We start from the raw sequence: 25,760 nt of genomic DNA on the forward strand, positions 1-25,760 counted from the left end.
ATCGCGGAGCTGATTCACCCGCCGACTCGCCACGCTCGCTCCACGTGTCAGCGGGGCGAGCAGACCTCGTACGAGTGCACAAGACGGGCGAGTTGTCGGCCGACCGCCTGTAGTGGTTCCTCACTGTGGTTGACCTGGGCGGTCACTTCGGCACCCTCCAAGGCGCCGATGACGGTGATCGCCAGGTCCCGGGCACTCGCGGAGGGGAAGCCGCAGCGCAGCAGCTTGTCGAAGACCAACTGCTCCCAAGCGCGCAGTGCAGCGGCGCACGCCTGCTGGATGCCCGAGTCGGTGCCGAGCGTCTCAAGGGCTGCCGCCGTGACGGGGCAACCGTCGATCCAGCCCGACTCGCGCAGTTCTTCGGCGAGCTGTCCGGCGCAGACCATCACTGCCTCCGCTGGGTCGTCGACGCTGTCCAGTGCCTTCCGCAGGAACGTCGCGAATTCCTCGCTGCTGTGTTTGATCGCAGCCACGGCGACGGCTTCCTCGCCGCCCGGGAAGAAGTGGTAGACCGAGCACCGAGCCGAGGGTGGGTTGCGCCTCCTGGTCAATCTCAGCTCCGATACCCCGGAGCGGGCCCGGGCCGCCGCCCTCTGGGCAGCCGAGCGGAGAGCCGTACAGTTCACTGCCTGCGCCCTTCCGGCCGCGCTCGCCCGCCTCTTCCAGCGCGGTACGGACGCCGGCCGTGCCGCGGACAGTTTACGAGGCCGTTCCCAGTGACACGCACCAAGGAGGGGCCCGCCCGTTCGTTCAGGAAGCCCGGATAGCCCGGTCGATCTCCGCGCCGTCATGGGCCACCACGACGGGCCGGCCCGGCCGCCGCGGAACGGCGGCACGGGGCGGCACGGGGCGGCATCCTCAGCCCTGCGGTGGATCCGGCTGGGTGCCGTTGTTACGGGCTTGGTCAGCCGTTGTAGGTGGCGGTGATGGCGAGGTGGCCGGGGGCTGCCGGCAGGCCCTGGAGGGGGACTGTGCTGGGTCGGTCCCAGGTGCGGTTGGTGTGGCGGGTGGTGTGGAGGAGTCTGCCGTCGGCGGTGGTCGCGGCGAGCTGGAGTTCGCCGTCGACGGTGGCGGCGGCCAGGGACTTGGCTGTGATGGTGCCGAGGATGTCCTTGAGGTCGCCGAGGGGGGTCCAGGTGCCGTCGGCGTTGCGGATGGCGTGGTACTGGTGGGTGCCGTTGTCGGTGGCGAGGACGAGGTGGGCGTCGTTGCCGGTGCCGGCCATGCTCACCGAGGTGATGGGACCGGTGGTGCCGATGGCGCCGGCGACGTCGCCCCATCCGACCCAGTGGCCGGTGGTGTTGCGGATGGTGTGGTAGGCCTTGCCGCCGGTGACGGCGGTGACCTGGAGCTGGCCTCCGGTGCCGGCGACCGCGACGGAGGTTACGGAGCTGATCGGGCCGGCGACGCCGGAGATGTCGGCGAACTTGGTCCACTGGCCGGCCGCATTGCGGACGGTGTGGAAGGCCTTGCCGTCGGCGACGGCGACGACGTGGAGGTCGTAGCCGATGTTGGTGGTGGAGACCTGGGTGAGGTTGCCGAGGGCGTTCGCTACGGAGAAGACATCGCCGAAGGTGCCCCAAGTGCCGTTCTGGTTGCGGATGGCGTGGAAGAGGCCGCCGCTGTTGCTGATGGCCAGCACGTGGGTGTCGCCGTTCATGCCGGCGGCCGCGGAGGAGCGGATCCCTCCCAGGCTGGAGGCCTTGGCCTGGACGTCGGTGTAGCCGGTCCAGGAGCCGTCCGACAGCCGGACGCCCTGGTAGAGACCGCTGCCGGACTGCACGAGGGCCTGTGTCTTCCACCCCGGATCCTGAGCCCGTCCGGAGTCGACCTGCTCGTACTTCCAGGACATGGCCGTACGGAGCATCATGTGGTCGGACAGGCTCGTGCCGTCGCGCACCACGTCCACGACGTCACCCTGGACGGGCTGGAAGTGCGCGGTGTCGGCGAAGAGGTAGTCGAACTTGCGGGCCGGCTTGCCGGGCGTGGGCAGCGTCGTCAGTTGCCCGGTCCGGCACGCGGTCTGTCCCTGGCAGGTAGCGCTCTGGCCGAAGTAGGCGGAGTCCGTTTCGTCGAACTCGGTGAAAGCGCCGGTTCCGCCCTGCAACTGGTAGAAGACGTTGAGCTTCGGGTCCCTGGGGTCGGCATTGAAGTCCCCGCCGACAATCACCGGCACCCCGGCGGCCCACTCCCGGGCCTTCGCCACGACCTCGGCCGTGCCGTGGCCGACCAGCTCCGAGCTGAGGTGGGTGTTGCAGACCTGGGCGGTGCGCCCCGCCAGGAGGGCGGTGGCACACTGCACGGGACGTACCTCGCCGTCCGGAACGGCGAGGGTGAGCCGAGCTTCGTGCTTTTCCACGACCGCAGCGCGGACCAGCATGCCCAGCCCGAAGTCGCCGACCGTGCTTGGCGGATCGTTCCACTTGCCGCATCCCTTGAGGCCCTTGATGGCGGGGGTCCACACCGCGACGTACCCCGGCAGCCGGGCCTGCACCGCGTCGAGCTGGCCCCTGCAGAGTTCCTGCATCATCAGGACGTCGGTGTCGGACTGCGAAACGGCCTGCGCCACGCTGTCTGCCCAGGGTCCACGGCTCAGTTGCGACTGGCAGGTGTGGTTGCCGCACACGTTGTAGCTGGCGATGCGCAGGGACGGGGTGGTTGTGGGTTGGGCCGAGGCGGGGATGGACGACGTGGCGAGCAGTGCGGAGAACACCAGCGCGGCTGCGATCAGCAGAGGTCTGACTCGTATGGACCAGGGCATGAAAACTCTCACTATGGATGGGAAGGGGCAGTGAATCGGGAAGAGGAAGGCGGCCGCGCAGGCCGGTCTGACGCACGCTCAACTCGATGTCGGCGGTGAGCGCACGGGGAACGGCCGAGCGTCAGGGGCGGTCAGCCGGTGACGCGGGGAGCTCGATGTCAGTCCTCGGCACACCGAGGCCGGGGTAAGGGCAGCAAGACAAGAGCCGGGATTCAACCGTGACGCGGACCGTGAGCGAATAGCTGGTCAGAGCGGTGCGCAGCCTGACCATACGCGCTGCACACCACTTTAGCTAGACGATAGTTGATGGACAATCAACGGCCGTTTATAGATACCGACCCGAGCGGCGCGGGCGAGGCCTGGGAAGGAGGTACTAGTCGGGCAGAGGTGACCCAGTGCGAGCTGCGCGACCAGGACAACCGTGTCGCGATAGCGGGGATCATCGACGGCGGGGGACCGGAGCTGGTCAAGGCCGGCTGGCTTTGTACGTCAGTAGCGGGTTCTGGCACAGATCTTGGGGAGCCGTTGCGGAGCGTCACCTTGATGCTCGATTGCGAGGGGGCGTTTCGTGTGAGACCGCGTACACCTTGCCGCCTGACTGCCGGAGGTGACGCTCCCTCAGGTCCCTGCCGGTCGATGCTGTGGTCGGTTGTGGACGGTGATGGTGCCGGTCATGCAGACGATGCACCGTTCTGGGACTCGCTCGTGTTCGCCGGGATCGACGAGGTGGATGTCGAGACGGTTGCGACCGCGTTCGGCACGGTCGAGGTGGTAGCGAGAGGCCGTGCGGCCGGTGCTGCCTTTCCTGCGACACGGCGACCATGCCCGGGAAGCCCTGCGTCTGGAGAAGTGGGACGAAGCGGAGCGGGTATCCGAGGCAGCGCTGGGCCTGTGGAGGGGCACGCCCCTGGCCGACACGTCGACGGCGCCGGAACACCCGAGGATCGTCTATCTGGAGGAGCAGAGGCTCCAGATCCTGGAGTGCCGGTTCGAGGCCCTGCTCAAGCTCGGACGACTTGATGGCCTGTCCGCCGAGCTCGCCCTCCTGGTCGCGGAGCACCCTCTGCGCGAATCCTTTCACCGGCAGCTGATGCTTGTCCTCGACCGCACGAACCGGCAAGCGGAAGCACTGGCCCGATATCAGAGCCTGCGGACCATGCTGGTGGACGAATTGGGCGTGGAACCCGGCCTCGCGGTCCAGCAGGCACATCGGCTCATCCTGGCGCGGAAGAGCTATCCGGACGCTCCGGAGGAAGTGGCCGCCGTCGCGGCTCCGGCCAGCCGGCCGGCGCAACTCCCCCCACCACCTCTGCATTTCGTGGGCCGCACCCAGGACATCGAAGCGATCCGCTCCGTGCTACTTGCCCCCCGAACCCACCCGGCCATCGCCGTGATCAGCGGGATGGCGGGCGTGGGAAAGACCGGCCTGGCCCTGTACGTAGCCCGGGAACTGCAAGACGCCTTCCCTGACGGACAGCTCTTCCTCAACCTCCATGCGGCCACCCCCGGAGTCTCGCCGGTGGAGCCCTGCCAGGCAGTCGCGCTGCTTTTGCAGGGCATAGGCGTGGACCCGCGGGAGATTCCGACGAGCAGCGCGGGGGCATCGGCACTGCTGCGGTCTATCCTGGCGGACAGGCGGGTTCTCCTGGTCCTCGACGACGTTGCCTCGGTCAGCCAGATCAGGGCCGTGCTGCCCGCCGGACCAGGTTGCGCTCTACTGGTCACGAGCCGGCCTCCGCTCGCAACGCTGGATTCGGGCAGGCACATCCGACTGGTACCTCTATCACCGGCGACGAGCGGCCTCCTTCTGCGCAGGGCCTCGGGCCGCGCCCTGACGGCGGACGACTCCGCCTCGGTGGACAGACTCGTCGCCCTGTGCGGGGGTCTTCCGCTCGCACTGCGGATCACGGCCGCCCGCCTGGCGACCCGTGGAAATCTCACCGTGGAAGCGCTGTCCGAACGGGTTGCCGCACAGGAAGCCCGGCTCGACACCTCGAACTGGACGACCTGAGCGTCCGCAGGTCGCTGGCCGCGGCCCACGAGGCCCTCACCTCGTCGCCCGAGCAGACCGACCGCGACGCGGCGTACGCGCTCACGCGCCTCGGTTCCCTCGCCCTGCCCGAGTATTCCGTCGGCTTGACGGCACGGCTCATGGATGTGTCCGAACTCCGCGCTGATCTGGCGCTTCAACAGCTGGCCGATGTCGCGCTGCTGGACGAGTCGTGTGCCGACCGGTACGTGCCTCACGACCTCGTACGGGACTTCGCCCGGGAGCTGGCACACTCCCACCCCGCGCGATCGCACCACTCCGGACTGGACGAGGGGGCGCTGCGTTGGTAACTGCGCCAGGCAGCGGCATGCGCCCAGGTCCTGCGCCCCGACAATTCCTGGGCCGGTACCCCGTGGGCTGACGACGACCCTGCCCCTGCGGGCGGCTCGTCCTTCCACGATGTGAGGGAAGCCCTCAGGTGGGCGGATCAGGAGTCGGAGAACCTGATCTTCCTGGCTGGACAGACGGACGGCGGCAGACTGGGCCGTCGGCAATCCATCGAACTCATTCGGATGCTCTTCCCCTACTTCCACGACCGCGGAATCACGCAGGCGAGGAAGCGTCTGACGCACCACTCGATCGGCCTGGCCTGGGAAGGCGGCGATACGGAGGCGGAGTCCGAGGCCCTCCGCTGCCTGGCAGTCGCCCAGTACTCCGACGGCTTCATGAACGAGGCACTGCGCCTGCTGGAGGAGTCCAGCGCGATGTCGGCGGGCCAGGACGCCGTTACCCGCATGATCACGCTCGGCAACCGAGCGGCCGTACTGAGAGCCATGGGACGGTGCGATGAGGCCCGGACGGCCCTGGCCCATTGCCTGTCACTCCGCCCAGAGCCGGTCTCCGACTTCCATCAGGCGCTCCTCCTGGGGATCCAGGGATACGTGACCGAACTGACTGACGCCCGCCTCGCGATCTCGTACCCCCTCCAGAGCCTGGACATCGCGACGCGGATCGGCGCGCAGGCGCTCCGCCTGGTGGCGCTGTCCAACATCGGCCACGCCCACCTGGCATTGGGCCAGCCCGAAGCCGCGCTGTCACGCTTCGCCGAAGGCCTCGCCGTCACCGCCGCGGGTGCGACCCATTGGAACGCGGAGAGGGAGATGCGCCGGGGCCAGGCTCGGGCGCTGCGCCTGCTCGGCCGCTTGGAGGCGGCGCGGGGCACCTGCGAGCTGCTCCTGGAGCCCACTCGGAACCGCGGCGACGTGTACGCAACCGGCCTGGCCGAGCATGAGTACGGACACGTGCTCCGCGATGTGGGTGACGAACCGGGAGCCCAGAGGCACTGGCACAGGGCCCTGTGCGCCCTGGTGGGCACGGATGCCCCCGTACTCCCGGAACTCCGCCGACTCACGGCCTGATTGGCGAGCAGACGAACTGCCCCCGCAGGTTCTTCCGGCGGGGGCAGTTCAGAATGCTGGTGTCAGGCGTCGCTCAGTTCCAGACTTCGCCGTAGAAGAACCCGCCCGTGCCCTTCAAGTAGTAGTGCTGCCCGTACAGCCCACCGGTGCACGCTTGCTGCCAGCGGTAGCCGTTGGTCGCAATGGAGCCGACCATCACCCCGGTGTCGCCGTCCCAGAGTTCAGCGCGCCCCCAGGAGGCCAGGGCGTTGTGCTTCCCACCGAAACAGACCTGGTGGCTGTTGTTGGCCGGGATGCTGGAGCTGGTGCAGAGCGTCCCACCCGAGGACGAGCACGAGGACGACGCGGCGCTCGCCGGGCCTGCGGCGACGATCCCCAAGGCAGCCACAGCGGTCGCCGTCATGACCGCCTGAACAATCTTCTTCTTCACGGCAACTCCATATGTCATTTCTCACTCGCATGCGAGTAAACGGATCCCGCAGGAGGCCCTGCGGAGTGCGGCCCCGTCCGGACCGGCACCACCGATCTTGGCGAAGCCCCCCAACAGAGCAACAACAGAGCAGCAACAGACCACCGCTGCACCGAACGGCAGCAGGCCGGGCGCGACGCAGCTGGCTGACTGGCTTCGCTCATGAAGACGGGTTCTGGTCCAACTTCTGTGGTGCGCCTACCCCCTGTGACCGTGGGCCTTGCTGGTAGGGCCCGCGAGATGTGACCGAGCACCGTGCCTGGCCCCGGTGGACAACTTCGATGCACAAACGGGGCCGAGGCCGGGAGTGTCAGCTTCTTTGTGTAAGCCCTGGTGCTAACGCTTCTTCTGTCTGGTCTGGTGTTACTGGTTGTCTTCCCTGTTGGATCTGCGTGTTGAAGCGGATCGAGCAAGGGTGAGGTCGTGCCTGGTTGGCGTACGTATTGGGTCCCGCAGGACCGGCATGTGCCGACGGATCGGCTGCCGGTGCTGAGGGGCTTGGAGGATCTGGCAGGGCGGGAAGAGCGTGCCGGGATTCATGTGGGCGATCCGATTCTGCTGTCGCCGGACTGGCGGATCGATGACCTGCTGAGCTTGTACTTTTGCCGCTCTGCATTCGCGCGGCTGGCGCCTGAGACAAAGCGGAACTACACGGACGACTACTGCCTGTTCTTTGACTTTCTGTGGGATCGCGGGAAGGCGTGGAGCGAGGCGTCGCCGGACGATCTGTGGGATTTCGAGGATTGGCGGACGCGTTCGCCACGCAACCCACGGCGCGTCGGGGGTTCGCGGTGGAACCGTGGTCTGGCGGCGCTGGCCCGGCTGTATGACTGGGCGGCTCGCGGTGGGCACGTTGCGGTGAATCCGGTGGTGACGCGGTCCGCTGTCGGCCGGTACGGCGAGGTGATCACGGTGCCTGCGGCGCGGGCGAAGAATGCCAGGGCCAGCGAGGTCCACTGGCTGACGCCGCGGGCCTTTCGCCGGTGGGTCGATGTCGGGCTGCGTGGCCACGGTGTGGACGGGTGTCCCTCTGCGGGGTGGGGTGGTCGGCTTGAGGACCGCAACGCTTCCTTCGCCGATCTGTTGTTCTCTTCGGGGATCCGGCTCACGGAGGGGGCATCGTTGCTGACGGTCGAGGTTCCGCAGGTGCGGCTGGAGGGCGGTCGCTACTATTCGGGGCGCCTGGCGCGGGTCCCGCTGTCGGTGACGGCCGCCCTCTTGCCCGCGCCGCGGTGGACGCACAGCAGCTGGTCGGCCGAGCCGTTCTTGTCGCGGTAGGCGATGAGGACAGGTCCGCTGCCGACCCCGAAGTCCTCGGGCGGTGGGCCGGCGCGGTCAGGCAGCGATCGGGCCGAGGAGGTAGTTGCCGGGGGCGTTCGGGTCGGTGCTGAGGTAGAAGTCGACGATGGCGGTGCGGTACTCGTGGTGGCTGATCACACCATCCCCGTCGAGGTCGAGCCGGTCGAAGGCAGGAGCCGACTGCTCCGGGGAAACACCCAGCACCTCGTACAGGGCCACGTACTCCTCGCGGCTCAGAACGCCATCGGCGTTGGTGTCGGCGGCGTCGATGACCGCGTCGGCGATCGCCATGACCGCGCTCTCGAAGTGCTCGGGGGCGGTCACGCTGTCGCCCATGGCGGTGATGAACTCGGTCCGGGAGACCTGTCCGTCGCCGTCGGTGTCCGCGTGCTCCACGAGCAGCTGCCACCACTGCCCGAACGCGGCGTGGATCGCCGCCACGTTCGCGTGGTCCTCATCCCGGGCGACCTGCGCGAACACCTTCGCCGTCGCCTGCAGGTCACCGGCCGACAGCTGCCCGTCGCAGTCCTGGTCGAACCAGTTAAAGAGAATGCTGAACTTCTGACCCTGCACGGCACCGCTCATCGCACTGTCCTCAATCCACGGGCCGCCTGCTCTTCGGGCAGGCAGCGATACCCGGACGATAGAGTCGGCCGCAGTGACGCCGGTGACCTTCGACGCACCGCGACCATGACGAGGGATATGCGGGACACACGCACGTATAGGCCCCCGGACGTGCCTGCGTCGCTGGTCGAGTCGGCCCCGGCATAGCTCACCTGCACTGTGCTGGGGCAGTGCTCTGTCCGGGCCAGAGCGGCGGGCCAGTGGCACCGCGGCCCTGTCCCCTGGCGGCGGGCGCCTACCTGGTCAGGGTGATCGGAGTGCAGCTGGGGCCGGCGCAGCCGATGAGCTGGTTCTGGTCGATGGGCAGGAGGCGGCTGGCGCGGACCGCGGGGAACTGCTCGGTGGCGGGCCTGGCGGTGTACTCCGCGAGGACGGCACCCGTGGCATCCACGACGGTGATGACGGAGGGCACGACCGTGCCTCCGGTGACTACCAGCTGCGGGACGCGGCCGGTGTAGCGGACGCTGAACGTCCCCACGTCCTCCGCCCGGACCTCGGCGACAGGCACCTCCTGCAGGGTCGCTTCGACGGGAGTGATGTCGGTGACCGGGACAGCGCCCCGGGTGACCCCGGTGCTGCCGTCACCGCTCCCGTCGCCGGTCAGCGCACCTAGGTCGGTGGCGCCGGAATCCTGCGCGATCACGGCGCCCGAACGGGCCGCCTGGATGACGTCGTCGATCTTGTAGTCCGGGACCGCGATGTCGAGTCCGTCTTGGTCGGCACTCATGTGTCCACTCCTCACAGACCAGTGGCCCAGTCGCCACTCTCAGCGATCTTTCCATGACACACCGCCCACGCGGAGCGATTCCAAGGAACCGATGCCACGGGGGTCCCGTCCTCGGCTGGCCGTGACGGGGATGCCTGCGAAGGCCGGTACGCCCTACGCGAGTCGAGGTCTCACGCGCGGGGAGGAACCGCGGCCGCGTCGGTGGCGGCGATGGTCGTATCGATCCAGGTCCTGAACTGGGCAACATCCGTGAAGACGCCGGGGAGGCCGTGCCTTGCACAGCCGACGCCCCAGGAGATGACTCCGACCAGGGTGTTGCCTTGGAGGAGCGGGCCGCCGTTGTCCCCCTGGCAGGCGTCCACGCCTCTCTGGGGGGCGGCCGCACAGAACATCTGGTCGGTTACAGCGGGATGACAGCCAGAAGCGGTGTCGTTGCCTGGCCGCTGTCACGTCGTTGGCAGGACACACGACCGAAGGGCAGTGATCAACATGGCGACACCAGGAGTCAGCCGACGCAGGATGTTGGGCTGGATGGCCGCCGGCGGAGTGGCGGGGGCGGCGGCCATGGGCACGCGGCTAGCAGCCGCGACGCCTGCCGCAGAGACAGCTATCGATCCGCAGTTTGGGGACAGTTACCACGGGTCGGAAGAGAACTGGACGCATCTGAAGACACTGGCCGGAAATTCCGATGGGCTGGCGACCGAGCTTAATATCGGTCAAACTTACGAGAAGCGGCCCATTCGCGGGATTTCGGTCAAAATTCCGGGCGCTGCGCCCAAGAATTCAATTTTTGTAGTGGGTGGGCAGCGCGCGCGAGAGTGGATCGGCCCGGCCGCATGCGTGCAAGTGTGCGCGCAGTTTATCACTCAGGCCCGATCAAACTCCTCGATCGGAAATTTGCTGCGCACCTTCGAAGTGGTCTTCGTCCCCATCGTCAATATTGACGGCTACGAATACACGCGCTCGACTGACCGCCAGTGGGTTAAGAATCGCCAGCCGAACTCGGGAAGTCGTTGCACCGGGACGCACCTGAACAGCAACTTCGACTCATCTTGGGGCAAGGGAAGCACGGATCCCTGCTCGGAGGAGTATCGGGGCCCAACCGCGTTCTCCGCTCCCGAGTCCAAGGCCGTGGCCCTCTATGTGAGAGGCAAGGGCAATGTGATTGGGCTGCTTGATGTCGGCGGAGAAGGTCTGAGCGTCGCGCACCCGTACGCCTACTCCCCGGACAGGCTGCCGACCAACAACGACCGGCAGGATAAGGCCGTCAAGAAGATGACTGCGGCCATGGCCGCAGCGCGCGGTACGAGCTACAGTCACGGAACCGCGGCCAAACTGGGCGGGGAACGGCACGGAACTCTGCTGGACTGGGCTTACGACACTAACAAAGTCCGCTACGTGTACGAATTGCGCATGAGTGGCGAAATCTTGACACCCCCCGAGCAGATTCGCCCAACGAGCGAAGAGCTCTACTCGGCCGTCGTCACGCTCGGCAACGCGGTGAAGCAAATGGAATCGCTCTGACGAAGACCGTCCCCGCGTTCGAGCCATCATTAGGTCGGAAGGGAAAGGGAAAGCTGAGTCGCGCCGCCACTCGTCCGCGTGAGTTGCTCGCCTGTTGCGAAGCGGGAGCTGATCGTGCGCTGGGCCAGCGAGGAGCCCGTCGCCACCGGGCCCGGGACGCGGTCTCGTGAGCGACCTGGAGGCCCGGGGCGTCACCGGCAGCGCAGGAAGAGGGCGAACTCCGCCGCGATCATGTGGGCCGTCGCGGTGGGCGGGACGGTGATGTACAGGACCGGGATCCGGCCCAGGTCGCCGGGATGGCGCGAGGGGCCCAGGAGTTCGTGGGCCAGGCCGGCGATCGTCTTGCCGGTGCCAGGCTGATCTGAGGGCGGCATGCACCAGCGCCCCGGACCGCAGGAGCAGTTCGGAGCCCTGGAACGTGGCTGGTGTGAGGGGGCATCCGCAGCTCAGCGTGCTCCAGTCACGCGTAGCTTTCGCACGTCACCGCTTGAACTTGCCGGTGAGATACCGCTTACGGCGCGCTGGGGGACTCCCAGGGCGCCAGCGGCGGCCTTGGTGGACTTGAGCTGTTTGACGAGGTAGTTCATCCGGGCCTGTGCCGACCGGGGGCGTGGCGTGTGATGAGGCCGTCCCCGCGCTGGCCCACGGTCTATTCCGCCTCGTCGCTGGCGGTGCGGCCGCCGCTCTGGATGATGCTGGCGATGTTGGTACGTGGTCCGTCCTGTTTCCGGGTGGACTTGCCTTCAACACACCGGACTTGACAGAGAAGTTGTCGGTGACGTGGTCGCCGTAGTGGCCGGCGAGCGTGTTGATGGCTTCCTTACAGTTGTGGGTCCGGCCGGTGGGGTTGCGCCGGTTGGGCTGTCGGTCCCGGATGACGAGGTAGAGGACCTTGAGCGCCGCGTCCTCGTTCGGGAAGTGGCCTCGGCGGCGGGTGGCCTGCCGGAAGCGCGAGTTCAGGGACTCGATCATGTTCGTCGTGTAGACGATCTTGCGGATCTCGGGTGGGAACCGCAGGAACATCGCGAAGTGTTCACACCCTCGGCGCGAGCCCGCTCCACGAGCTGCCCCGCCAAGTCGCGCTCTGTCTGCGCCAGTCGAGCCAACTCGGCCCCCGTCCGTACGATGCCTTCACGGGCCCGATCGTCGTTGATCCCCATCAGTGATCCTTCCCGGCAGAGACCACGTCTCATGCCTTACGGGTCACACCGGGGCATACACAAACTTCCGGACAGTCCCGGGCCTCGACCCCGGGGCCGGCGGCCAGCTCGAAGTGCAGCCGCAGCGGCTCGGGCCTCGACAGCGAGGGGCCAGCCGCTCCGAGAACAGTCCGTCCCACTCGGCGACCCGCAGGGGCCGCTCCTCGGTGGGCAGGGTGCAGGACTGCGGGACCCACGCCAGATCGCTCATGGCACTCACTCCCGTCGTCACATCCCTGAGGGCGGGGACACCTCCGACGGTAAACCTGTACCTGGGTACCGGTTGTAAGCCTGTCGGTGAGGGCGATCACCCGTCGGCTGCCCGGCTGCCTCCGGGGTGGTCTACGTCAGGGCCTGGAGGGCGTACAGGGCACCGATGCCCGTGGCGAGCACGGCAAGAAGGAGGCGCAGGGCGCTTTCGGGGAGGCGGGGTTGGAGGCGGGCGCCGAGGTAGCCGCCGATCAGGCCGCCCAGGCCGCAGGCCAGGCCGAGTCCCCAGTCGGGTGCGACGTCGCCGGTGGTGGCCAGGGACAGGAGCGCATAGGTGGCCGCGCCGACGATCGAGGTGGCGAAGGTGGCCGCGAGTGCGGTCGGCGCGACGCGGCTCATAGGCAGTCCGCGGGCGGCGAGGATCGGGCCGAGGAGGGATCCGCCGCCGATGCCGTAGATCCCGCCGACCACGCCCACCGCCAGCGCCAACGCGGTGAGCGCCTCTGGCGAGGGCTCGGAGTCGGCTGCGGCCTGCCGGTGGCGGGCGGGGGCGAGGGTGCGTACGCCCAGCCACAGGCCGAGCGGCAGGAGGAGGGTGGCGATCAGGAGTCGGAAGACGCCGGGGCCAGGCAGGGCGAAGACGCGGATCGCGGCCCCGAGGACGACGCCGGGCAGGGTCCCGGCGACCAAGCGCCGGGCCAGATCCCCGCGCAGGGCGCCGTCGCGGCGGTAGCGCCACAATGCACCCGGCCCGGCGACCACGTTGAAGAGCAGATTCGTCGGTGTGATGGCCGGGGACGGTACGCCGAAGACGGACAGGTGGACCGGGAGGAGGAACACCGCCCCCGACACCCCGACAGGCGCCGTGACGACTGCGATCAGCAGCCCGGCGGCCAGCCCTGCCCACAGCGTCCACTCCACCGGCCGCCCCACCCCTCGCTCGTTGCCCGGTCAGTATCGGCGGCGTACGCGAGTGCGGGGCGGGTCGGCAACGTGATGTTCACGAGCAGCAGGAGCACCCGGGGCCGCAGCCGCACCCGTCCCGGTCCGCGGGGGCGGCCGCCGGCAGGGGGCTGCTCGCGGATGTGGGGGCGCAGCAGCCCTTGCCTTGCCAGGCGTCGCGGCCTTCCTTGACGGCGATGGCGGCGATGATCAGGGCTGCGATGGGGTCGGCCCAGGACCAGCCGAGGGCGGCGTTGAGGACCAGGCCCACCAGGAGCACGGCGGACAGGTACGTGCACAACAGCGTCTGCTTGGAGTCCGCGACCGCGCTCGCGGAGCCGAGTTCACGGCCGGCGCGGCGCTGGGCCGCGGACAGGAACGGCATGACCGCCAGCGACAGGGCGGCGATCACGATGCCGGGAACGGAGCGTTCGGCCTCGCCGGTGCCGGTCAGGGCGCGGACGGCATCGAAGGCGACATAGGCGGCGAGAGCGAAGAAGGAGACGGCGATGATCCGCAGCGTGGTCTTCTCCCGTGCCTCGCGCACGGCGTGGTCGCGGGCGGAGAACTGCCAGGCCACCGCGGTCGCAGAGGACACCTCGATGACCGAGTCCAGGCCGAAGCCGATCAGCGCGGTGGAGGAGGCCATCGTCCCGGCGGTGAGCGCGACGGCCGCCTCGACCACGTTGTAGGTGATGGTCGCGGCGACCAGCAGCCGTATCCGGCGGGCCAGCGCGTCCCGGCGGGACGGCGACTGCCCCAGCGCTATCAAGGCCATCAGCAGCAGCCCTTCGTGTCCGCGTCCGGGCAGGTCTTGTCGTGCTCGACCGCCACGACGGCCTGGCGCAGGTCGTCCAGGGCGTGGCCGAGTCGGGCGTCGGCCAGTTCGTAGCGGGTGCGACGGCCGTCGGGGACCGCGACGACCAGGCCGCAGTCCCGCAGGCAGGTCAGGTGGTTGGAGAGCCGGGTGCGGGAGACGCCGATGGCCTCGGCGAGGTCGGAGGGGTAGGCCGGCGCCTCGCGCAGGGCGAGCAGGATCCGGCAGCGGATCGGATCGGCGAGCGCGCGACCGAAACGGGCCAGCACCTCGATGTCAGGAGCGACTGTCAGCACCCTCTGACAGTACACAGACACCTGAATTCAGGGAATCGTGGATTCTGAGCTCAGCGCCTGCTGTCCCCGGCGCGAGCAGGCTCGTCAGTTCCGCGATCGCCTCCGGCGACGGCTTGAAGTACCGGCGCACGTTCTCCGGCTTCTTGTGCCGGGACTTCGCCATCAGCATCAGCAGCGACGCGCCCTGCTCGCCGAGGTGGGTCAGAGAGGAGTGGCGGTACTCGTGCAGATCCCAGCCGGTCCCGGGGCCGCGCACGGCCGTGGGCTCGTCCAGCAGGGCTCGGGCCTGTCCGTACGACAACCGGGCAAAGCCGGTGTCCGGGCACACGTCGCGGGGCTGACGACCTTTCCCGGACCCGGGCGGCGGTGGGTGACGAACACCGGGCCCCGTGTGCGGCCCTTCAGGAGGCGGGGCAGGAGCCGGGCGGTGCCCGCGTCCCAGTAGACCGTCTCCAGCACGAAGTCCTCGCGCACCTGGCCCCGGCGGCGGGACTTCGGCTTCGCGCCCTTCGCCTTCACAGGGCAGCGGCGGCCGGCGAGGTCCAGGTCCTCGATGTTCACGCCCAGGATCTCCTCCGAGCGGCCCGCGGTCTCGTAGAGCATCCGCCACACGTCTTCTCCAGCAGGTGCACCTCACGGCGGGCGATCAGCCGGTCGACGGCCATCTTCGAGCGGGCAGGAGTCTCGGAGTCCGGCACCGCCAGGCGCTTCGCCCAAGCCGGGACGGCAGGAGCGTCGTATCCGCGCTCCCGGCACCAGCCGAGCCAGGACAGCACCTCGGCCCGACGCGAGTTCCAGGTGTTGACCGCGGCGGCACCCCAGAGCAGTTCGAGCGCCTCGCTGATCTCGTCGTCCGCGACCGAGGCGAGCGGGCGGCCCTCACCGAGCCGTTCGGCGGTCTTGCCGACCCCGATCCCGTAGTTGCGGATCGTGTTCGGGTTGCCGAGCGAGTCGAGGAACACGTCGACCGCCGCCCGGACGGTCACCGCCTTCCCCGCCGGCAGCTGCACGACAGTCGGCACCGCTTTCCCTTCGCCACAGATAACAGGGCCGCTTCATGCGCCGGCCGAGGGCTGTCACCGCAGGTGACGGATCAAGCCAAGGTAGCGATGTGGGCGCGGACCGGGTCCTGGCCGTCAAGCGCAGCGGGGACATGGTGTTCGTCGCCGTCGACGGCGGCAGGAGCGACAACCCCCGGCCCGCCCTGTACGGCGTCCGCTACGCCCCCGGCTGATCGGCCGCGCCTCGACAGCCGCATCCCGTACGACCACGGTTGTCGGTCGGCACCGCGAGGCGGGGGACGTGCTCGCCGCCGGGGTGGAACTGCCCGGGGACGTCCGGCCGGGCGACCTGATCGCCGTACCGGTGGCGGGGGCGTACCAGGTGTCCATGGCCTCCGGCCACACCATGGTGGGCCGACCCCCGGTAGTCGCGGTCCACGAGGGCACCGTACGGCTGCTTGTCCGCCGCGAAACCCTGGAGGATCTGCGCCTACGCGACATCGGCGCGTAGCGACCGTGGCTACGGCCGGTAGACGAGCTCGATCAGCATCGCGGCGATGACGGCCCAGACTCCGATGCCCAGCAGCCAGAGCGCGTCGAGGAACGCGCCGGCGCAGACGAGGGCCAGGCCCGCTGCGCCGAGGGCCAACATGGTTCGGCGGACGGGACGGTCGGGACCCCAGGCAGCAATCACAGCAGAAGGATCCCGCCGGTTCCCCGCTTTTGCGAGGGACCGGCGGGATTCCTTGCGCTTCCCGTACGAAAGTGGTCAGCCGGCGTGGACGTGGGGGCGGCGATTGCGGTCGGGTTCGGCCTCGCGGATGACCTCGCGGGTGACGGGGGCGACTTCGCCCTGGCCGAAGAGGAAGAACCGTAGGAAGTTCGCGAGGGGGTTGCCCTCGGTCCACTCGAAGTAGATGTGGGGGCGCTGGCCGGTCTCGTCCCGGACGTGCAGCAGGAGCGCGGCCAGCGCGTTGGGGACGCTGGAGCTCTCCAGGGTCAGGACGCGGTAGCGGTCGTGCAGCACCTCCCCGCGTACCCGAAGCCCGGACTCGAACTCCGACGCGTCCAGGACCGTGACCTCGACGAACATGACGTCGTCCTCGGACGGGATGTCGTTGTCCGCGCGGATCTGTGCCTTCTTCTGCCGGTACTCCTCCAGGTCCCGGTTGTCGGGCTCGTTGGCGATGAAGCGGATCGTGCGGTTGGCGGTGTCCCGGATGAACCGCGCCGCCATGTCGTCGAACTCCACGTGCGTGACGCGCAGCTCGAAGACCCTGGCGAGACGGGAGAGGAGGGACAGCGCCATGATGCCCGCGATGAAGCAGGCGCCGATCTTCACGCCGTCCGGCCGCTCCACGACGTTCACGGCCGTGGTGTAGATGAAGACGGCCGAGATGATGCCGAAGCCGATGGTCCAGCCGCGCTCACCGGCCCGGCGGGCGGCGATGGTCACGGCCACGGCGGCCGAGGTGATCAGGACGAGGACACCGGTGGCGTAGGCGCCGCCCTGGGCGTCCACGTCGGCGTTGAAGATCCAGGTCACCAGGAAGGCGATCAGGGTGAACACGATGACCATCGGTCGCAGGGCGCGGGCCCAGTGCGGGGCCATGCCGTAGCGGGGCAGGTAGCGCGGCATCAGGTTGAGCAGACCCGCCATGGCCGAGGATCCGGCGAACCAGAGGATGAGGATGGTGGAGATGTCGTAGACCGTGCCGAAGGCGGAGCCCAGGTGCTCGTGGGCCAGGTAGGCGAGGGCGCGGCCGTTGGCCTCGCCACCCGGCTTGAACTGGTCGGCCGGGATCAGCAGCGTCGTGATGAAGCTGGAGCAGATCAGGAAGACGCTCATGATGACGGCCGCGGTGGTCAGCAGCTTCTTCGCCCCGCGGATCCGGCCCGCGGGCCTTTCCACGGTGTCGTCGGGGTCGCCCTTGACGTGTGGCATGACGGCCACGCCGGTCTCGAAGCCTGAGAGGCCGAGCGCGAGCTTGGGGAAGACGATGAGCGCGATGGCGATCATCATGAAGGGGTTGCCGTGCTCGGTGGTCAGCGCGTCCGACCAGTCGGTGATGACGTGCGGTTCGGTGATCACGTTCCACAGCCCGACCGCCACGACCACGACGTTCAGACCTAGATAGGTGGCCACCAGGGCCACGGCGACGCCGATGGCCTCGCTGAACCCCTTGAGGAACACGGCTCCGAGGAGCGCGATCATGATCAGGGTGATCAGCACTTCGTGGCCGTGCAGGGTGCTGGTGAGGTGCGGGTTCTCCACCAGGTGCGCGGTGGCGTCGGCTGCGGACAGCGTGATGGTGATCAGGAAGTCGGTCGCCGCGAACCCGAGGAGGGTCAGGACGAAGAGCTTGCCCTTCCAGAACGACAGCAGCTTCTCCAGCATGGCGATCGAACCCTCGCCATTGGGGCTCTCCTCGGCCACGCGCCGGTAGACGGGCAGCGCGCCGAAGAGAGTGAGCAGGACGAGCACGATGGTCGCGAGCGGCGACAGCAGCCCGGCCGCGAGCGCCGCGATGCCGGGCTGGTAGCCGAGGGTGGAGAAGTAGTCGAGACCCGTGAGGCACATGACACGCCACCACGGCCGGCCGTGGGGCTGGGCCGCCGCCTCCTTGGCGGCGGGCGAACTGTTCTCGGCGGTCAAGCCTTCCAGCAGCCACGCGCGCAGGCGCGACGTGCGGGCAGGGGTGGCCATCGTGGGGGACTCCTGTCGTACGGAAAAGAATCAGCCGTCGACGTCGACGGCTGAGCCAGCGTACGCAGCCGGAGCAGTTCTGCACGGGAGGGGACCGATCCTGATGCTTCCTTAACGCGGAGGAAGCCTCCTATGGAGTATCAGACATGACCGTGGCGGGGTCGGCAGCAACTGCGGCCCGCAGGAGACCTCATCCGAGGCCGGGGATGGTGGAGACCAGGAGGTCGATGAGCTTGATGCCGACGAAGGGCAGGATCAGGCCACCGAGGCCGTAGACGCGAAGGTTGCGGCGCAGCAGGTCGTGTGCGGAGGCCGGCTTGTAGCGGACGCCGCGCAGGGCGAGCGGGATCAGCGCGACGATGATGAGGGCGTTGAAGATGATCGCCGAGGTGATGGCGGAGGTGGGGCTGCTGAGCCCCATGATGTTGAGGGCGCCGAGTCCGGGGTAGGCGGACGTGAACATCGCCGGGATGATCGCGAAGTACTTCGCGACGTCGTTGGTGATCGAGAAGGTGGTCAGGGCTCCTCGGGTGATGAGGAGTTGCTTGCCGATCTCGACGATCTCGATGAGTTTGGTGGGGTTGGAGTCCAGGTCGACCATGTTCCCGGCCTCCTTGGCGGCCGAGGTGCCGGTGTTCATGGCGACGCCGACGTCGGCCTGTGCGAGGGCGGGGGCGTCGTTCGTACCGTCGCCGGTCATCGCGACCAGCTTGCCGCCCGCCTGCTCGCGCTTGATGAGGGCCAGCTTGTCCTCGGGGGTGGCCTCGGCGAGGTACTCGTCCACGCCTGCCTCCGCGGCGATGGCCCGGGCGGTCAGTTCGTTGTCGCCGGTGACCATGACCGTGCGGATGCCCATGCTGCGGAGCTCCGCGAAGCGCTCGCGGATGCCGTCCTTGACGACGTCCTTGAGATGGATGATGCCGAGCACGCGCGGGCCGTCCCAGTCGTGGACGGCCACCAGCAGGGGCGTGCCCCCGGATTCGGATACGGAGACCGACCACCCGACGGCCTCGGCGGGTACCGTTCCCCCGCGCGCTGCGACCCAGTCGCAGACCTGTGTCACCGCTCCTTTGCGGATGGCGCAGCCGGCGCCGTTGTCCCAGCTGAGGTTGATGCCGCTCATCCGGGTGCGGGCGCTGAACTCGGTGAAGCGGGGGTTGCTGAGGTCCTCCGTGGCGGCCGGCTGAAGTCCGTACCGCTGGGCCAGGGCGACGACGGAGCGGCCTTCGGGGGTCTCGTCGGCGAGGGAGGAGAGCTGGGCGGCGTCCGCGAGCTTGGTGTGGTCGATTCCGGGGAGCGGGATGAAGGCTGCGGCTTCCCGGTTGCCGTGGGTGATGGTGCCGGTCTTGTCGAGCAGGAGGGTGTTCACGTCGCCGGCGGCCTCGACGGCGCGTCCGCTCATGGCGATGACGTTGCGCTGGACGAGGCGGTCCATGCCCGCGATGCCGATGGCGGAGAGCAGGGCGCCGATGGTGGTGGGAATGAGGGTGACGAGGAGCGCGACCAGCACGGTCGTCGACTGGGCTGCGCCCGCGTAGGCGGCCATCGGTTGGATGCTGACCACGATCAGGATGAAGATGACGGTCAGGGCGGCCAGCAGGATGTTCAGCGCGATCTCGTTCGGGGTCTTCTGCCGCGACGCGCCTTCCACCAGGGCGATCATCCGGTCGATGAAGCTGTTGCCCGGGCGGGAGGTGACGCGTACGACGATCGAGTCGGACAGGACGGTCGTCCCGCCGGTGACCGCGGTCCGGTCGCCGCCCGACTCCCGCAGCACCGGAGCAGATTCGCCCGTCACGGCCGACTCGTCCACCATCGCGGCCCCGTCCACCACGTCGCCGTCGGCGGGTACCAGTTCGCCGGCTTCCACGAGGACGAAGTCGAAGGGCTGGAGCTCGGCCGGGGTGACGGCCTCCGTCCGCGCCTGCCGCAGGTTCGCCCCGTACGTCCAGTGCTCCAGTCGCAGCGCGACCGTGTCCGTACGGGCCTTGCGCAGGGACTCGGCCTGGGCCCGGCCCCGGCCCTCGGCCACCGCCTCGGCCAGATTGGCGAACAGGACCGTCAGCCACAGCCAGACGCTGATCACCCAGGTGAAGACGGACGGGTGGATGAGGGCGGAGAGGGTCGTGAGCACGGATCCGACGGCGACGACGAACAGGACCGGCTTCTTGACCAGCTCACGCGGGTGGATCTTGGCAACGGCATCCCTGGCGGACGTGGCGAGGAGCTCGGGCTCCAGCATGTTCACCTGGCCGGGGCGTTTGCGGGAGGGCCGGTTGACCGGGGTCCGCGGCGGGGTCCCTAGACCCGGAGGAACGTGCTGGGCGGCGGCGGGAGCCATGAAGAGACCTTCTGGTGAGTGCGGCTGGGCACCCCCTCGTCGGCGGTGGCGGACAAGAGGCAGGTGCGGTTGAGGGGTGTCGCCGCCGGGGATCCTCTCCATCGACCCCCTCGGCCGTCATGTGGGTAAGTGAGACCCCCGGCGGCGCAACAGGCAGGAAACTACTGCCTGTTGGTCATGTGATCCCCTTTCCGGAAGGGGAATTGGCACCTTCTTGACGGCAGCGCACAGGTCGCGTCAAACCGCCGTCAAGGGTGTGTCAACGGGCCTCGGACGTGACGCGGAAGCGCAGTCGGCAGATCACCGCGTCGGTGTCCCGCCGGACGGCATGAGCAACGACCGAGCCACGCTGGTTCTGGAGCAGCCGCTGCCACAGGCGGGCCGGTTCGGTCTCCGGGATGAGCACGGTGACCTGGGCGTCCGGATGGGTCCGCGTCAGCTCGCGCACGTAGCCGGACACAGGACGCCCGAGGGATCGGGTCTGCGAGGAGAGCTCGATCAGCTCCACGCCGGGCTTCCACAACTCCCAGTCCCGGCGCAGGGCTTCGGTGGCCTGCCGGTCCTCTAGGGCAGGGTGGGTGACGGTCACGGCGAGGACCTCGTCCCCCAGGGAGCGCGCGGCGGTCAACGCCTGGCAGGTCAGGCGCGACAGTCCCGCGACGGGCACCACGACCAGGGATCGCGAACGATGCGGTGCCACCGGGATCCGGCCGAGTTCGAGACGCTCGCCGATATCGGCGTACGTGTGGTGGATCTTCTCGAAGCCGAGGACGATCAGCGGCAGTGCGAGCACGATCAGCCAGGCACCCTCGGTGAATTTGGTGGCCGTGACGACGACGGCCGAGACCCCGGTGAGCAGTGCGCCGAAGCCGTTGAGGACCGCCTTCGCCCGCCAGCCACCCAGCCGTTCTCCGTACCAGTGCCGGACCATGCCCACCTGACAGATGGTGAAGCCGACGAAGACACCGATGGCGAAGAGCGGGACGAGGGTATTGGTGTCCCCACCGGAGAACACCAGCAGGGCGGCGGACACGAGCGCCAGCCACACCACCCCGTGGCGGTGGACCTGGCGGTCCGCCTTCAGCGCGAAGACGTGCGGCAGGAAGTTGTCCCGGGCGAGCAGGCTCATCAGGACCGGCAGGCCTCCGAAGGAGGTGTTCGCGGCCAGCGCCAGCAGCACCATCGTGGCGAACTGCACGACGTAGAAGGCGGCGTTGTGGCCGAACGAGGCGTCCGCGAGCTGCGCGAGGACGGTGACGCCCTCGACGGGCTGGAGGTGGAACCGGCCGATCAGCACCGAGAGGCCGATCAGCATGACACCGAGCAGGGCGCCGAGCGCGACCTCGGTGCGTTGGGCGCGGCGGGCGGCCGGGGTCCGGAAGGACGGTACGGCGTTGGCGACGGCCTCGACGCCGGTCAGGGCGGAGCAGCCGGCCGCGAAGGCCTTCAGTAGGAGCAGCGCGCCAACCGTGGTGGCGCCCTCGCCGAGCGCGGAAGCATGCCCGGCTGCGGAGGCCGTGCTGACGGGCCCGTCCCGGAAGAGCCCGACGGCGATCATCGCCAGGATCGAACCGACGAACAGCGCGGTCGGAACCAGGAACGCCTTGGCAGAATCGACCACGCCCCGCAGGTTGACGGCGGTGACCAGGACGAGGACACCGAGGCAGATCCACACCCGCTCCCCGTACAACTCCGGAAAGGCCGAGGTCAGCGCGGCCACGCCGGCCGTGACGGAGACCGCGACGTTCAGCACGTAGTCCAGGATCAGCGAGGCCGCTGCCACCAGGCTGGTACGCCGTCCGAGGTGCCGCTTCGCGACGGCGTACGAGCCGCCGCCGTCCGGGAACGCGGCGATCACCTGGCGGTACGAGGCCACCAGCACGGCCAGCAGGGCCGCGATGGCGATCGTCACCGGGAGGGTGAAGCCCATCCCGTACGCGCCGGCCGCCGCCAGCACCAGCACGATCGACTCCGGCCCGTACGCCACGGACGCCATGGCGTCGAGTGACAGCGCGGCGAGTCCCTGTAGTGCGGTCAGCTTGTGCCGTTCCCCGGCCACCGCCACGGGCGTTGCCACGCCGGTATCAGGAGGCTCCTCCGTGCCAGGAGCCTCTCCCGCCGCCGGCTTTCCCATGTGTATGGACATGTTCGCTGTTCCTCCGTTGGACAAAGTGAGGACAGCGTCGGGACGCCACGGCAGGATCACCAGTGCTCTTGGCGAGATCCATACGGCGGGCGCCCCACTCTTCACGCGCTCCTGACGCCGGGGGCAGGAAGTCGTATGGGGTGCGTCAAGACCGTGCCAGGGTGCCTGGTTCCCCCGTCACCCGGGGGCACGCTTGAAGTGGGCGGCTTTTGCGCCCGACGACTTCCAAGGAGACGTGCCGATGGACGCGGAGAATGTGGTCGGGCTCATCATCGCCCTCGCCCTGCTCGGCTATCTGGTGACCGCCCTGATCAAGCCCGAGAGGTTCTGAGTCAGGATCCCCATGTCCGGACCGGAGGCATCACGCGTCCGGGTTCCGATTCCACGACCGGGCCGCCCTGCTCGCGGCCCTCGTCGCGCCCCTGCTCGTGGCGCTCGCGCTCGTTGCGTTCCGTACCGGTCTGTCCGCGACGAACGAGGCCCTGATCGTCGCCGTCGCGGTCGCCGCCTCGGGCACGCGGGCCGCCGGAGCACTGGCCGCGCTCTCCGCGGCCGCTTGGTACGACTTCTTCCTCACCAAGCCCTACCAGAAGTTCACCATCTCCGACCGTGACGAGATCCAAACGGCCGTACTCCTGCTGGTCGTCGGCCTGATCGTCGGCCAGCTGGCCGTACGAGCGCGCACCCTGCACACGACCGTGGTCACCGATGCCGCGCACCTGTCCAGCCTCCAGGGGGCCGCCCGGCTGGCCGAGGACGGAGCCTCCCCTGACGCGGTGGTCTAGCACGTCCGCCGGGAGCTCTTGGGCCTGTTGCGGCTGCGCGGTTGCCGCTTCGAGTACGGCACCCTGATGGGCCACCGGCCCCGGCTGGAGCACGACGGCAGCCTGTGGCTTCGCCACGCAGACGGGATCACGGAGTACACGGCCTGGCCCACGGACGGTGAGACCGAGCTCAGGGTCATCGGCGGTGGGCACTACTACGGCCGCTACCTCCTCGAACCGGTCCCCGGCCGCCCCCTGCCCCGCGAGGAAGCCCGCCTGGTGGCGGTCGCGCTGACCGCACAGGCCGGCGCCGCCCTGGACACCGCCGACCTCCCCCACCAGGCCTGACACGCCCCTCACCCGTCTGCCGCGTAAGGGCCCCGTTAAGAGTTCCCGTGCGCTCGTATGGACCCCGTCAAGGCGTCTTAACGCCGGGGTGAAGACACGGTTATCTCGTCCTCGGCCACATGGCCGATAGACATCTTCCACTTCATCCAGGAGCTCACGGTGGCCGATCTGGCCTTCGTCGTCACCACGATCGCGGTCTTCGCGCTGGTGGCTCTCATCGCCCGGGGGGTGACCAAGCTGTGAACGCCGAAAACATCGTCGGCCTCATCGTGGCCGTCGCCCTGCTCGGATACCTCGTCCTCGCCCTCGTCAAGCCGGAGAGGTTCTGAGCACTGATATGAGCCCCGAAATCGCTGGTGTGCTCCAGCTGCTCGCGCTGATCGCCGCGCTCGCGCTGGCCTACCGACCCCTGGGCGACTACATGGCCCGGGTCTACTCCTCGGAGCGCCACTACGCCCCCGAGAAGTGGATCTACAAGGCCATCGGCGCCAACCCGACCGCCGAGATGCGCTGGCCCGCCTACCTGCGCGGCGTCCTGGCCTTCTCGGCCGTGAGCGTCCTCTTCCTCTACGCCCTGCAGCGGGCGCAGGGGATCCTGCCCGGCTCGCTCGGCTTCGTCGCGATCGACCCGGACCAGGCGTTCAACACCGCCGCGTCCTTCGTGGCGAACACCAACTGGCAGTCGTACTACGGCGAGCAGGCCATGGGCCACGTCGTACAGACCGGCGGCCTCGCGGTGCAGAACTTCGTGTCCGCCGCGGTCGGCATGGCTGTCGCGGTCGCCCTCGTACGGGGCTTCTCCCGTTCCCGCACCGGTGAGTTGGGCAACTTCTGGGCCGACCTGGTCCGCGGAGTGGTCCGGATCCTGCTGCCCATCTCCGTCATCGGCGCGATCATCCTGGTCGCCTGCGGCGCCATCCAGAACTTCTCCGGCATCCACGAGGTCGGCCAGTTCATGGGCGGCAGCCAGCAGTGGAACGGCGGGGCGGTGGCCTCGCAGGAGGTCATCAAGGAGCTGGGCACCAACGGCGGAGGCTACTTCAACGCCAACTCCGCCCACCCCTTCGAGAACCCCAACCCGTTCTCCAACCTCTTCGAGATCTTCCTGATCCTGCTGATCCCCTCCGCGCTGACCCGCACCTTCGGCCGCATGGCCGGAAACCTGCGCCAGGGCTACGCGATCCTCGCGACGATGGCGATCATCTGGATCGGGTTCACCGCGCTGATGATGTGGACCGAGTTCGCGGGCAAGGGCCCGGCCTTCGAGGTCTCCGGCGGGGCGATGGAAGGCAAGGAGACCCGCTTCGGGATCGGCGCCTCCGCGATCTTCTCCGTTGCCACCACGCTCACCTCGACCGGCGCGGTCAACTCCTTCCACTCCTCCTTCACCGGCTTCGGCGGCGGCATTCAGCTGCTGGGCATGCAGCTGGGTGAGATCGCGCCCGGCGGCGTCGGCTCCGGCCTCTACGGCATGCTGATCATGGCGATCATCGCCGTGTTCATCGCAGGCCTGATGGTCGGGCGCACCCCCGAGTACCTCGGCAAGAAGATCGGCACCCGCGAGATCAAGTTCGCGGCCTGCTACATCCTCATCACCCCCGCCCTCGTGCTCTGCTTCACCGCCGCCGCCATGGCCCTGCCCACCCCGGGCAACTCCATGACCAACTCCGGCGCACACGGCTTCTCCGAAATCCTCTACGCCTACACCTCCGGCGCCAACAACAACGGATCGGCGTTCGCGGGCCTGAACGCCGACACCCAGTGGTTCAACTCGACCATCGGAATCGCGATGCTGCTGGGCCGCTTCCTGCCCATGGTCTTCGTCCTCGCCCTCGCAGGCTCCCTCGCCGAGCAGAAGCCCGTCCCCGAGACGGCGGGCACCCTGCGCACCGACAAGCCCCTCTACGCCGGCCTGCTCGTCGGCACCATCCTCATCATCACCGGACTCACCTACTTCCCGGCCCTCGCGCTGGGTCCGCTCGCCGAAGGGCTCGCATCATGAGCACCGCCACACCGACAAGGGCTCCGCACCAGGACGTGCCCACCGGCCACAAACCGGGCGGCGCCGGACGGGTGGGCGGCGGTCTCTTCGATCCGAAGCAGTTGGTCAGGTCCTTCCCGGATGCCGTGCGCAAGCTCGATCCCCGGGTGATGGTCAAGTCGCCGGTGATGTTCGT

Annotated in this window: 22 protein-coding genes and 6 pseudogenes; 12 read left to right on the top strand and 16 right to left on the bottom strand. The window is 68.8% G+C overall.

What is annotated here, in order from left to right; translation table 11 throughout:
* Positions 1-47: 47 nt before the first annotated feature.
* Positions 48-515, bottom strand: a pseudogene (locus ACZ7GJ_RS36275) (LmrA/YxaF family transcription factor); the annotation flags it as partial.
* Positions 516-537: 22 nt separating this feature from the next.
* On the opposite strand from ACZ7GJ_RS36275, the pseudogene ACZ7GJ_RS36280 reads away from it, so the two are divergent.
* Positions 538-627 (top strand): annotated as a pseudogene (locus tag ACZ7GJ_RS36280) (NAD(P)-dependent oxidoreductase); the annotation flags it as partial.
* Between the two features lie 277 nt (positions 628-904).
* Here ACZ7GJ_RS36280 and ACZ7GJ_RS36285 read toward each other — a convergent pair.
* On the bottom strand, positions 905-2,761 hold the full coding sequence (locus ACZ7GJ_RS36285; protein WP_470758014.1) for an endonuclease/exonuclease/phosphatase family protein: 1,857 nt from the start codon (positions 2,759-2,761) through the stop codon (positions 905-907).
* Between the two features lie 784 nt (positions 2,762-3,545).
* Here ACZ7GJ_RS36285 and ACZ7GJ_RS36290 point away from each other — a divergent pair.
* The 3 genes from ACZ7GJ_RS36290 to ACZ7GJ_RS36300 all read left to right on the top strand — a co-directional run bounded on the left by ACZ7GJ_RS36290 (position 3,546) and on the right by ACZ7GJ_RS36300 (position 6,169).
* Positions 3,546-4,772: a BTAD domain-containing putative transcriptional regulator gene (locus ACZ7GJ_RS36290; protein ID WP_470758015.1), complete on the top strand. Its 1,227-nt coding sequence runs from the start codon at positions 3,546-3,548 to the stop codon at positions 4,770-4,772.
* Positions 4,773-4,912: 140 nt separating this feature from the next.
* A complete protein-coding gene (locus tag ACZ7GJ_RS36295) occupies positions 4,913-5,101 on the top strand; it encodes a hypothetical protein (RefSeq protein WP_470758016.1) in 189 nt (62 codons plus the stop codon).
* 222 nt (positions 5,102-5,323) lie between these two features.
* Positions 5,324-6,169: a tetratricopeptide repeat protein gene (locus ACZ7GJ_RS36300; protein WP_470758017.1), complete on the top strand. Its 846-nt coding sequence runs from the start codon at positions 5,324-5,326 to the stop codon at positions 6,167-6,169.
* A gap of 73 nt (positions 6,170-6,242) precedes the next feature.
* Here ACZ7GJ_RS36300 and ACZ7GJ_RS36305 read toward each other — a convergent pair whose 3' ends face one another.
* A complete protein-coding gene (locus tag ACZ7GJ_RS36305) occupies positions 6,243-6,599 on the bottom strand; it encodes a hypothetical protein (protein ID WP_470758018.1) in 357 nt (118 codons plus the stop codon).
* Between the two features lie 504 nt (positions 6,600-7,103).
* Here ACZ7GJ_RS36305 and ACZ7GJ_RS36310 point away from each other — a divergent pair.
* Complete coding sequence (locus tag ACZ7GJ_RS36310) at positions 7,104-7,916, top strand: site-specific integrase (protein WP_470758019.1); 813 nt, start codon at positions 7,104-7,106, stop codon at positions 7,914-7,916.
* 57 nt (positions 7,917-7,973) lie between these two features.
* Here ACZ7GJ_RS36310 and ACZ7GJ_RS36315 read toward each other — a convergent pair whose 3' ends face one another.
* The 3 genes and pseudogenes from ACZ7GJ_RS36315 to ACZ7GJ_RS36325 all read right to left on the bottom strand — a co-directional run.
* Positions 7,974-8,522 (bottom strand): EF-hand domain-containing protein, encoded by a 549-nt coding sequence (locus tag ACZ7GJ_RS36315; protein ID WP_470758020.1) that lies wholly within the window; start codon positions 8,520-8,522, stop codon positions 7,974-7,976.
* Positions 8,523-8,796: 274 nt separating this feature from the next.
* Positions 8,797-9,288, bottom strand: a complete 492-nt coding sequence (locus ACZ7GJ_RS36320) for a hypothetical protein (protein ID WP_470758021.1) — start codon at positions 9,286-9,288, stop codon at positions 8,797-8,799.
* 170 nt (positions 9,289-9,458) lie between these two features.
* Positions 9,459-9,686 (bottom strand): annotated as a pseudogene (locus ACZ7GJ_RS36325) (trypsin-like serine protease); the annotation flags it as partial.
* A gap of 91 nt (positions 9,687-9,777) precedes the next feature.
* Here ACZ7GJ_RS36325 and ACZ7GJ_RS36330 point away from each other — a divergent pair.
* Positions 9,778-10,812 carry a M14 family zinc carboxypeptidase gene (locus ACZ7GJ_RS36330; RefSeq protein ID WP_470758043.1) on the top strand — a complete coding sequence of 345 codons (1,035 nt, stop codon included), beginning with the start codon at positions 9,778-9,780 and terminating at the stop codon, positions 10,810-10,812.
* A gap of 191 nt (positions 10,813-11,003) precedes the next feature.
* Here ACZ7GJ_RS36330 and ACZ7GJ_RS36335 read toward each other — a convergent pair whose 3' ends face one another.
* The 6 genes and pseudogenes from ACZ7GJ_RS36335 to ACZ7GJ_RS36360 all read right to left on the bottom strand — a co-directional run.
* Positions 11,004-11,186: a hypothetical protein gene (locus ACZ7GJ_RS36335; RefSeq protein ID WP_470758022.1), complete on the bottom strand. Its 183-nt coding sequence runs from the start codon at positions 11,184-11,186 to the stop codon at positions 11,004-11,006.
* A gap of 394 nt (positions 11,187-11,580) precedes the next feature.
* Positions 11,581-11,859: pseudogene (locus tag ACZ7GJ_RS36340) on the bottom strand (transposase); the annotation flags it as partial.
* A 494-nt stretch (positions 11,860-12,353) separates the two neighbouring features.
* Entirely contained in the window at positions 12,354-13,142 is a 789-nt protein-coding gene (locus tag ACZ7GJ_RS36345) for a TSUP family transporter (RefSeq protein WP_470758023.1), read from the bottom strand.
* Between the two features lie 79 nt (positions 13,143-13,221).
* The gene (locus ACZ7GJ_RS36350; RefSeq protein WP_470758024.1) at positions 13,222-13,941 is read right to left on the bottom strand and encodes a cation efflux transmembrane domain-containing protein; all 720 of its coding nucleotides are present in this window, start codon (positions 13,939-13,941) and stop codon (positions 13,222-13,224) included.
* Positions 13,941-14,276 carry an ArsR/SmtB family transcription factor gene (locus ACZ7GJ_RS36355; protein ID WP_470758025.1) on the bottom strand — a complete coding sequence of 112 codons (336 nt, stop codon included), beginning with the start codon at positions 14,274-14,276 and terminating at the stop codon, positions 13,941-13,943. The genes ACZ7GJ_RS36350 and ACZ7GJ_RS36355 overlap by 1 nt, the downstream gene beginning before the upstream one ends.
* Before the next feature lie 58 nt (positions 14,277-14,334).
* Positions 14,335-15,298: pseudogene (locus ACZ7GJ_RS36360) on the bottom strand (site-specific integrase); the annotation flags it as partial.
* A 95-nt stretch (positions 15,299-15,393) separates the two neighbouring features.
* Between ACZ7GJ_RS36360 and ACZ7GJ_RS36365 the strand changes: the two are divergent.
* A pseudogene (locus ACZ7GJ_RS36365) lies at positions 15,394-15,788 on the top strand (diaminopimelate decarboxylase); the annotation flags it as partial.
* A 9-nt stretch (positions 15,789-15,797) separates the two neighbouring features.
* Here the strand turns inward: ACZ7GJ_RS36365 and ACZ7GJ_RS36370 are convergent.
* The 4 genes from ACZ7GJ_RS36370 to ACZ7GJ_RS36385 form a co-directional block, all read right to left on the bottom strand.
* Positions 15,798-15,929 carry a hypothetical protein gene (locus tag ACZ7GJ_RS36370; RefSeq protein ID WP_470758027.1) on the bottom strand — a complete coding sequence of 44 codons (132 nt, stop codon included), beginning with the start codon at positions 15,927-15,929 and terminating at the stop codon, positions 15,798-15,800.
* Positions 15,930-16,046: 117 nt separating this feature from the next.
* A complete protein-coding gene (locus ACZ7GJ_RS36375) occupies positions 16,047-17,984 on the bottom strand; it encodes an APC family permease (protein ID WP_470758029.1) in 1,938 nt (645 codons plus the stop codon).
* A 190-nt stretch (positions 17,985-18,174) separates the two neighbouring features.
* Positions 18,175-20,325, bottom strand: a complete 2,151-nt coding sequence (gene kdpB, locus ACZ7GJ_RS36380; protein ID WP_470758031.1) for a potassium-transporting ATPase subunit KdpB — start codon at positions 20,323-20,325, stop codon at positions 18,175-18,177.
* Positions 20,326-20,584: 259 nt separating this feature from the next.
* Positions 20,585-22,471, bottom strand: a complete 1,887-nt coding sequence (locus ACZ7GJ_RS36385; protein WP_470758033.1) for an APC family permease — start codon at positions 22,469-22,471, stop codon at positions 20,585-20,587.
* A 241-nt stretch (positions 22,472-22,712) separates the two neighbouring features.
* Between ACZ7GJ_RS36385 and kdpF (ACZ7GJ_RS36390) the strand changes: the two genes are divergently transcribed.
* From kdpF (ACZ7GJ_RS36390) to kdpA, 5 genes are all read left to right on the top strand, one after another.
* Positions 22,713-22,802 (top strand): K(+)-transporting ATPase subunit F, encoded by a 90-nt coding sequence (kdpF, locus tag ACZ7GJ_RS36390; protein ID WP_470758035.1) that lies wholly within the window; start codon positions 22,713-22,715, stop codon positions 22,800-22,802.
* Between the two features lie 97 nt (positions 22,803-22,899).
* A complete protein-coding gene (locus ACZ7GJ_RS36395; RefSeq protein ID WP_470758037.1) occupies positions 22,900-23,256 on the top strand; it encodes a DUF4118 domain-containing protein in 357 nt (118 codons plus the stop codon).
* A gap of 18 nt (positions 23,257-23,274) precedes the next feature.
* Positions 23,275-23,583: a hypothetical protein gene (locus ACZ7GJ_RS36400; RefSeq protein ID WP_470758038.1), complete on the top strand. Its 309-nt coding sequence runs from the start codon at positions 23,275-23,277 to the stop codon at positions 23,581-23,583.
* Between the two features lie 239 nt (positions 23,584-23,822).
* Positions 23,823-23,912 carry a K(+)-transporting ATPase subunit F gene (gene kdpF / locus ACZ7GJ_RS36405; RefSeq protein WP_063785316.1) on the top strand — a complete coding sequence of 30 codons (90 nt, stop codon included), beginning with the start codon at positions 23,823-23,825 and terminating at the stop codon, positions 23,910-23,912.
* A gap of 8 nt (positions 23,913-23,920) precedes the next feature.
* On the top strand, positions 23,921-25,585 hold the full coding sequence (gene kdpA / locus ACZ7GJ_RS36410) for a potassium-transporting ATPase subunit KdpA (RefSeq protein WP_470758041.1): 1,665 nt from the start codon (positions 23,921-23,923) through the stop codon (positions 25,583-25,585).
* Positions 25,586-25,760 lie beyond the last annotated feature (175 nt).

The sequence above is a fragment of the Streptomyces sp. NPDC037242 genome, assembly GCF_055604165.1.